The 8,885-nt window shown below is 72.2% G+C and carries 6 protein-coding genes; all 6 read right to left on the bottom strand.

The window, feature by feature from the left end; translation table 11 throughout:
• Nucleotides 1-14: 14 nt before the first annotated feature.
• On the bottom strand, nt 15-4,157 hold the full coding sequence (locus ACWGDX_RS38880; RefSeq protein WP_453633487.1) for an Rne/Rng family ribonuclease: 4,143 nt from the start codon (nt 4,155-4,157) through the stop codon (nt 15-17).
• 234 nt (nt 4,158-4,391) lie between these two features.
• Nucleotides 4,392-5,174: a TIGR03936 family radical SAM-associated protein gene (locus ACWGDX_RS38875; RefSeq protein ID WP_453633485.1), complete on the bottom strand. Its 783-nt coding sequence runs from the start codon at nt 5,172-5,174 to the stop codon at nt 4,392-4,394.
• 117 nt (nt 5,175-5,291) lie between these two features.
• Entirely contained in the window at nt 5,292-6,383 is a 1,092-nt protein-coding gene (locus tag ACWGDX_RS38870; protein WP_453633483.1) for a hypothetical protein, read from the bottom strand.
• 15 nt (nt 6,384-6,398) lie between these two features.
• Nucleotides 6,399-6,932, bottom strand: coding sequence for a GNAT family N-acetyltransferase (locus ACWGDX_RS38865; protein WP_453633481.1), 534 nt, complete (start codon nt 6,930-6,932; stop codon nt 6,399-6,401).
• Between the two features lie 87 nt (nt 6,933-7,019).
• The gene (locus tag ACWGDX_RS38860) at nt 7,020-7,502 is read right to left on the bottom strand and encodes an Ig-like domain-containing protein (protein ID WP_453633479.1); all 483 of its coding nucleotides are present in this window, start codon (nt 7,500-7,502) and stop codon (nt 7,020-7,022) included.
• Nucleotides 7,503-7,731: 229 nt separating this feature from the next.
• On the bottom strand, nt 7,732-8,784 hold the full coding sequence (locus ACWGDX_RS38855; protein ID WP_453633477.1) for an IPT/TIG domain-containing protein: 1,053 nt from the start codon (nt 8,782-8,784) through the stop codon (nt 7,732-7,734).
• Nucleotides 8,785-8,885: the final 101 nt, after the last annotated feature.

Raw genomic sequence — 8,885 nt, 5'->3', positions numbered from 1 at the left:
GCGACGGAGGAGTCCTACTCCTCCGTGGTGGCGCTGACCCCGGACGGCGTCTGCTGTTCCGCCGCCGCGGTCTTCTTCGCCGCCGACTTCGTGGCCGTCTTCTTGGCGGTCGCCTTCTTGGCCGTCGTCGTCTTCTTCGCCACGGTCTTCTTGGCGGCCGTCGTCTTCTTGACGGCCGCCTTCTTCGCGGTGGCCTTCTTGGCGGCGGTCTTGCGTGCCGTCTTCTTGGCCGCGGGCTGCTCCTCCGAGGGCTCCGGAAGCTCCGAGACCTCCTGAGCGTCCTCGGCGGGGGCCTGCGCGGGCTCGTCCGACTTCGGTGACGTCACCACGACGACCGCCGCGTCCTCGGCGCCCGTGGGCGAACCGGCCGGGGCGGTGACCTTGCGGGTCGCCCGGCGGCGCACACGCGGCGGAGCCGCCACGGGCTGCTCCTCCGGCGTCTCCTCGGCCGGCTCGGCGGAACGGGGCTCGGACACGGCCTCCGGCTCCGCCGGTACGGACACGGGGGACACGGGCTCGGACACGGGCACGACCACCTCGGCCGCCGCCACGTCGTCCCCGGCCTTCGGCGAACCTGCCGGGGCCGTCGCCTTGCGCGTGGCCCGACGGCGCGTACGGCCCTTGGGGGCCGCCTCTTCGACGGGCGCCTCGGGCTCGGGCTCGGTCACGGTCACCGCCACGGGCGCCTCGACGACCGGGGCCTCCGGCTCCACGGCCTTCGGCTCCACCGCCCTGGGCGAACCCGCCGGGGCCGTGGCCTTGCGCGACGCACGGCGGCGCGAACGTCCCCGTACGGCCGCCTCGGCCTCCGCCACGCTGCTGAACAGCTCCTCGTCCGGCGCGAACGCCGGCTCCGCCAGCGCGGCGGGAGCGGCCACCTCGGCGGCGACCTCGGCCTCCGTCTCGCCGTCGGCCTCCGTCTCCGCCGTGATCTCGACAAGCTCGTGGTCGTGGTCGTGGTCCGTACCGGACACGCCACCACGACCGCGCTTCTTGGAGCGCTTGCCGTTGCCGCCGCCACCAGCCGTCGTGGGCTGTTCCATATGGACGATCACACCGCGGCCGTTGCAGTGCACACAGGTCTCGGAGAACGACTCCAGCAGCCCCTGGCCGACCCGCTTACGGGTCATCTGCACCAGACCCAGCGAGGTGACCTCGGCGACCTGGTGCTTCGTACGGTCCCGGCCCAGGCACTCCAGCAGCCGCCGCAGCACCAGATCCCGGTTGGACTCCAGCACCATGTCGATGAAGTCGATCACGACGATGCCGCCCAGGTCGCGCAGCCGCAGCTGGCGCACGATCTCCTCGGCCGCCTCCAGGTTGTTCCTGGTGACGGTCTCCTCGAGATTGCCGCCCTGCCCGGTGAACTTCCCGGTGTTGACGTCGACCACGACCATGGCCTCGGTCTTGTCGATCACCAGCGAACCACCGCTCGGCAGCCAGACCTTCCGGTCCAGCGCCTTCATGAGCTGCTCGTCGATCCGGTACGTCGCGAAGACATCGGCCTCGCCCGTCCAGCGCGAAAGCCGGTCCGACAGATCGGGCGCGACATGTGTGACATAGCCGTGGATGGTCTCCCACGCCTGGTCACCGCTGACGATGACCTTCGTGAAGTCCTCGTTGAAGATGTCGCGGACGACCCGGACGGTCATGTCGGGCTCACCGTAGAGAAGGGTCGGCGCGTTACCGCTCTTCGCCTTCTTCTTGATGTCCTCCCACTGCCCCTGGAGCCGTTCGACATCACGGCGCAGCTCGTCCTCGCTGGCGCCCTCCGCGGCCGTACGGACGATGACGCCCGCGTCCTCGGGAACGATCTTCTTGAGGATGGTCTTCAGCCGGGCCCGCTCGGTGTCGGGCAGCTTGCGGCTGATGCCGGTCATCGAGCCCTCGGGCACATAGACCAGATAGCGGCCGGGCAGCGAGACCTGGCTGGTGAGCCGGGCGCCCTTGTGGCCGATCGGGTCCTTCGTCACCTGGACGAGTACCGACTGGCCGGACTTGAGCGCGCTCTCGATCCGGCGCGGGCCGTTGGCCATGCCCAGCGCCTCGAAGTTGACCTCACCCGCGTACAGAACGGCGTTGCGGCCCTTGCCGATGTCGACAAAGGCGGCCTCCATGGACGGCAGTACGTTCTGCACCTTGCCCAGGTAGACGTTGCCGACGTAGCTGGTGGCCTGTTCCTTGTTGACGTAGTGCTCGACGAGGACGTTGTCCTCCAGCACACCGATCTGCGTGCGCTCGCCGTTCTGGCGGACGACCATCACCCGCTCGACGGCCTCGCGCCGGGCGAGGAACTCCGCCTCGGTGATGATCGGCACCCTGCGGCGGCCCTGCTCACGCCCCTCGCGGCGGCGCTGCTTCTTGGCCTCCAGACGTGTGGAGCCCTTGATGGACTGCACCTCGTCGGCGCCGGTGCCGGGCTCGGTGTCCTTGCTCCGCCGCTCGCGCGGCTCGCGGACCTTGACGACCGTACGCTCCGGGTCGTCGCCGCCCGACTCGGCCTCGGCGGCGCCGTCACCGCTGCGACGGCGACGGCGGCGACGGCGACGGCTGCTGGAGGAACCGCCGCCCCCGGACGACTCCGCCTCGGTCTCGTCGTGCTCCTCGTCGTCGTCGCTCTCGCGGTCGCCGTCCTCGGCGGACTCGTCGTGCTGCTCGTCGGTGCTCTCGTCGGCATCGGCGGACTCACCGCGACGGCGGCGCCTGCCACCCCTGCGGCGACGGCGCGAGGGACGGTCCTCGTACTCGTCGGAGTCATCGCCCTCGGCGGAACCCTCCGCCTCGGCCCCGGTCTCGTCCACGGAGTCGTGCGGCGCTTCCTCGGCGGCCGGCGCGCTCTCCACCGGCTCGGCGGACTCGCCGCGACGGCGGCGCCTGCGACGGCCGGAGGGCTCCGGCGCGGCGACGGGCTCGGCCGCCGCCACGGTGCCGGTGCCGGTCTCGCTCTCGTCGTCCAGGTCCTGGTCGAGATCGGCGTCGTCGGTGTAGCCGACGGGGTACTCGGCGTCGTAGGTGTCGTCGTACGCGGGCCTGACCGCGGCCGCGGCGGCCGCCGCGGTCTCCGGGGTCTGGAACATCGGCTCGGTGAACACGGGCGCCTGGAAGACGGCCACGGCGGGCCGGACGGCACGGCGGCGCGAACGCTCCGGTGCTTCGACGGGCTCCGCCACGGACGCGGACGCGGTCACGGATCCGCTCACGGGCTCGGCGGCGGTGGTCTCCGGCGCGGTGGCCCTGCGGCGCGTACGGCCACGGCTCGCGGCCTTCTCGGCGGCGCGGACATGCTCCTCGTCGGCGCTGATCTGCGCGACGACGTCCTGCGGCAGACCTTCGCCCTCCTGGCTCTCGCCCTCGTCGGCGCCCGGCGCACCGGCGGGCGCGGTGGCCCTGCGGGTGGCACGGCGGCGCGTACGGGTGGCGGGCTTGGGCTCGGCCTGTACGGGCTCGGCCTCCACAGCGGCGGGCTCCTCGGCCGGGCTCTCCTCGGCGGCGGCCACGACGGGCTCCGGCTCGGCGGCGGGCTCGGGCGCGGTGACCTCGGGGGCCGCGACCTTACGGGTGGCACGACGGCGCGTACGCGGCGGCGCGGCCTCCTCGGCCACAGGCGTCCCGGCACTCCCGGCGCTCTCAGCCGTCACCGCCTCGGACACGGCGGTCTCGGACAGGGCCGCCTCGGGCACGGTCGTCTCGGGCGCCGCGACCTTACGGGTGGCACGACGGCGCGTACGCGGCGGCGCGGCCTCCTCGGCCACAGGCGTCTCAGCACTCCCGGCGCCCTCGGTCGGCGCGGCCGTCCCGGCTGTCGCGTCCGGCGCGGTCGCCTCGGACGCGGTCGCCTCGGGCGCCGCCGCCTTGCGTGTCGCACGACGGCGCGTACGCGGCGGCGCGGGCTCGTCGGCCGCGGCCACGGCCGCCCCGGCGTCCTGCGCGGTCCCCGCGGCCACGGCCGCCTCGGCGGCCGGTATGGCCGGCAGGACCGTCTCGGCCGAACTCACGGCGTCGCCGCTCTCGGCACCCCCGGCCGGCGGCCCCGCGGGCCGGGACGCGGCCCGGCGCCTGCGGCGCGGCGGCAGCGTGTCGCTGGGGGTGTTGTTCTCTTCGTTGTCGTTGTCGGTGGTCGTGTCCCGGAGTGTTCCGGGTTCGGTGGGCTCAAGCATGCGGGGGTTTCTCCCGTCACGCTCCCGGGCGCCACGCCTGAATCCGGTCCGGCCGCGGCTCGCGCTGTGTGCGCGATGGCCGCCGTCCGGGGCGCGGGCGCCGCACGGGAGCTGTTATGTCTGGCTCGCCGGTTCCCTGCGCGATGTACGCACGGCCTGGCGAAAGTCTTCTGGTCAGTGCGCGGCCCGACCCAGGTGGCTCCCGAGTCCCAGAGCTGCGCTACAACGACCGCCCTACGCGGAACCTGCACCTTCCGGCGCCTTCGCGGCGGCGAGTACGGCGGCCGTGGATGGCGCGGGCCGGACTGCCTCGCGGTCGGGCGCGAGCGGGTCGGTCACCGTGCCGGTCTCCTCGTCGAAGAGCCCCTGCGCCAGCCTGGTCACCGCTGCGGGGACCGGCGGCGCCAGGTCGGCCACAGCTCGGAGACCGGACAGGACGTCGTCGGGTCGAACGGCGGGTGTTGCGTGCCGAACAACCAGCCGCAGTATCGCACAGGGCCCGTCCCCCGGCCTATCAGCCTGTGGAGGAGCGGACTCCAGCGTGACCACGGCACTCCGTGCGTCGAAGGTCCGCAGACCGTTCTTCGTACGGCGTTCCACCTCGACCGATCCGGCGGTGAGAAAGGCCTTCACGGCCTCTTCCGCCCGCCGTGGCTCGACGCCGTCCAGCCGCAGCTCCCAGACGGAAGCGGTCAGCCGGTCGGCGAGCCCCGACGTACGGGCCTCGACGGCGTCGACGATGTCGAGACCGGCCGGCAGCGACTCGTCGAGCAGCTCGCGCAGCTTGTCCGGGTCGCGCGCCTCCGCCAGGGCGATCTCCAGGAACTCGGCCTCACTGCCCGTGCCGGTGGGTGCGGCATTGGCGTACGAGACCTTCGGGTGCGGGGTGAATCCCGCCGAGTACGCCATCGGTACATCGGCGCGGCGCAGCGCCCGCTCGAAGGCGCGCTGGAAGTCACGGTGGCTGGTGAACCGGAGGCGGCCGCGCTTGGTGTAGCGCAGTCGGATGCGCTGCACCGCCGGTGCGGGTGGCGGGCCTTCGGGCTGTCGCTTGCCCAGTGCTTCTTCTCCTCGGTGCGGGCGGTACGCGGTGACGCGCCGCCCTCGGACGTGGGGTGGCCCCCGGGTCCCGGCTCAGCCCCGCTTCCGCAAGGAGATCTCGGGTGCGGGCTCCGCGCCGGGGACGATCGTTGTACTACCCAGAGTACGCGTAAGGCCCTCCGGCAGTTCCCCAGCCTTCCTCGGACGGGGCGCCCCGACCAGTGTCCGCCATACGTCGCGGCGTGCCTGGCGGATCGTCGCGCGCGCCGTGCGGAGCGTGTCACGGGCCACCCGGCCCACCGCGCCGGCCGCCCGCGCGGCCGGCGCCCAGAGGCTGTCCCGCAGCCAGTGGCCGAGCGGGGTACACACGGTGAGGTACGCCCAACGCGCCGGACGCCCCAGAACATTCCAGGCCAGCCAGGCGAGCACCCGCCCGACGGCACGTGAGACATGCCCGGCGACCCGCCAGGCGACGCCGAACGCGGCACCGGTCTCCCGGCCGAGCGGGACCAGTACCCGCCGGCACAACCAGCTCACCGGTACGACGAGTACGACCCGGAGCAGCCACACGGCGCCCCGCCCCAGCGGCGCGAGCACGTTCCGGCAGGTCCACACCACCGGCACCACCACCCCGTACCGCACCACCGGCACCAGCACAAAGCGCCACAACGCCGCCCACGGCCGGACGAGGACCGCCTTCGCCAGCCGTGCGAGGCCATGTCCCAGCGGAGTGAGCAACGTCTCGTGGAGCCGGACCAGCAGCCTTCCCGTGGCACCTGCGAGCCAGGCCACACCCCGGCCCACCGGCGCGAACACACTCCGGAACACCCACACCACCGGTACCACCAGCCCGTACCGTCCCAGCCACACCAGAGCGTGGCCGAGCGGAGTGAGCGCGGTCCCGTACAGCCACACCGACGGGATGACGAGCAGCACCCGGCCGAGCCGTCCGAGCACGCGGCCGAGCCGTCCGAGCGCCCGGCCCAGCGGGCGCAGTGTCACCCGGTGCAGCGCCCTCGCGCCGATGACGAGCACATCCCATCCGACGCGTACGGGCAGGACGATCAGCAGCACGACGATCCGTACGGGAATGCGCACGGCCGTCGTCAGACATCCCTCACCGGGCTCGTACTCCGCCGGTGCCTGGGGATTCCCGTACGCCGTCGGTGACTTGTCACGCTCCATACCGAACAGGACGCGTCAGACGCCCGTTCGGATCCAGAAGCGCAGCTTCCCTCCGCGCTCGTCCTCCAGCACCCCGCCCGCCGCCTCGATCACCTTGCGCGACGCGGTGTTGGTGGTGTCGCACGTGACAAGGACGGACTCGATACCGAGCCCCCGGGCGACCGGGATGGCCTCGATCAGCATCGCGGTCGCGTGGCCGCGCCGACGGGCGCCGGGGCGTACGGCATAGCCGATATGGCCGCCCAGTTCACGCAGGAAGGGGTTGAGCCGGTGGCGGATGGCGAGGCGGCCGAGAAAGGTGTCGCCGTCGACGTACCAGAGCGTGGTGTTGGGCACCCAGCCGTCGACCCGCGGAGTCTCCTCCAGCGGCTCGGCGTTGAGCCGGTCCACGTAGGTCGCGAAGACCTCGGGCCGGTGCCAGCTCGCCGCGAACTCCCGCATCTCGTGGAGCAGCAGGGCCCGTTCGCCCGCGCCCTCCTCGACGAACTCCGCCATCGCGTCGAGGAACGAGGCCTGGATCCGTACGTCGGGAGCGATGAACCGCGGCATTCGCCCATTGTGCCGCCGCACACACACGCCCGGCCACGGATTACCCCGTGACCGGGCGTGGTCACCGTGACCGGGCGTGGACAGGTGTCAGTGCAGGTTGATCTCGTTGTGGATGTTCCCGGCGGAGAAGTTGATCAGGCCGCCGCAGGCGAGCAGGCAGTAGCGGATCGGAGGCATCGGGGGTACCGGCGCCTCCGACACCACGACCGTCGTCTCGGCGTTCGAAGCGCCGCAGTCGGCGTTGCCGTTGTACGCGGCGGTGATCGTGTGGCTGCCCGCCGTGCTGAAGCTGGTCGGGTACGAGGCCTGGCCGTCGGCGCCGACCGGCACGGTGGTCAGCAGGTCGCTGCCGTCGAAGAACGTCACGCCGAGACCGCCGCTGGGGTCCGCCGTGCAGGAGACCGTCGCGCTCAGCACCACGGATTCCCCGACGGCCGCCGCCGAAGGTGTCGCCTGGACGGCGGTCGACGACGGCACCGCCGCGGCCGCCGGTGACGCGAGGGCGACGACCGCGGCCAATGCCGCGACAGTCGCCGTCTTCCAGATTTCCCGCTCTCGCAAACGCCTCACTGATTCGACTCCTCGATCGGCCCTTGGGGACGATTTCGCTTCCCTGATTCGGAAAAGCGACCGTAGAACGCGGATCAAGGTCCGGCGGGGAGCTGTCGGCGCGATCGGCCCGCATGGGTCAGAGGGATCACCCGTCCGAGCGGATACGTTTCTTCTTATGGTTGCGACATTTCCCTTACGCTTTTCGACGCTTTTTGTCATCTGAATGACGCACCGAATCAGATCATCGTCAGATCATCGGAGGCGGTACCCGCAGATACGTCAGGGAATTGCTCGTTCCGCCGAGAGTGACGACGCTGACGGCGACGGATCCCAGGGGACCCGCCGGGGCGAGCGCGGCGATGGCGGTGTTCGACAGCACGGTGAATTCGGCGGGCGTGACACCGAATCGGACGGCGGTCGTGGTGGCCAGAGAACTGCCGGTGAGGGTGACACCGGCCCCGGCGCCCGTCGGCCCCTGGGCGGGAGCGAGGGAGGTGAGTACCGGGGCCGGCACATAGGTGTAGTTGAGGGAGTTGCTGACACCGCCCGGGGCGGTGACGGTGAGCGCGACGGTACCGCTGCCCGCGGGGGCGACGGCGGTGATGTGGGTCGCGGAGTCGACGACATAACCGGTGGCGGGCGTACCACCGAAGGTGACCGCCGTGGCCCCCGCGAGACCGGTGCCGTTGATGGCGACCGAGGTACCGCCCGAGGAAGCGCCCTCACTGGGCGAGACGGAGATGAGGGCGGGCGCGCCCAGATAGAAGTAGTAGACCGGGCCGGTGACACCGCCGGCCGTGGTGACCGTGACGGGCACGGCACCCGTGCCCGCCGGGGCGACGGCCGTGATGTGGGTCGCGGAGTCGACGACATAACCGGTGGCGGGCGTACCACCGAAGGTGACGGCTGTGACCCCGGTGAAGCCGGTGCCGGTGAGACCGACCGAGGTGCCGCCGGACGAGGGCCCCTGAGTGGGCGAGAGGGCGGTCAGGGTCGGTGTCGGCGCGTAGGTGTAGTTGACCGCGTTGCTGGTGAAGCCGGGAACCCTGACGGTGACGGGCACGGTGCCCGTACCGGCCGGAGTGGTCGCGGTGATCTGGATCGCCGAGGTGACCGAGTAGGTGAGGGCGGGGGTGGCGCCGAAATTGACCGCGGTCACTCCGACGAAACCGCTGCCGTTCAAGGTGACGGTGCTGCCGCCCGCCGAGGGCCCCGCGTTGGGTACGACCGAGTTGAGAACGGGCGCGGCGGCGACGGCGGTTGGCCGTGCCGCTCCCGCGGCGTGGTCGCTGCTTTCCACGGTGTCTCCCATAGATGGTCCGGATGGTCGGTGGCCCGGGAAGGCCGGAGATGGCTGATCGGATGGGCTCGGGGGGGTGCGCGGCCACTCCGCGGGGTGGC

It is taken from the genome of Streptomyces sp. NPDC055025 (assembly GCF_053608565.1).
This window is presented reverse-complemented; position numbering and strand designations above follow the sequence as displayed.

Bases quoted from the DNA above. Each gene is read 5' to 3' on its own strand.
- ACWGDX_RS38870 (WP_453633483.1), bottom strand. From the start codon at position 6,383: ATGGAGCGTGACAAGTCACCGACGGCGTACGGGAATCCCCAGGCACCG.
- ACWGDX_RS38880 (WP_453633487.1), bottom strand. From the start codon at position 4,157: ATGCTTGAGCCCACCGAACCCGGAACACTCCGGGACACGACCACCGAC.
- ACWGDX_RS38865 (WP_453633481.1), bottom strand. From the start codon at position 6,932: ATGCCGCGGTTCATCGCTCCCGACGTACGGATCCAGGCCTCGTTCCTC.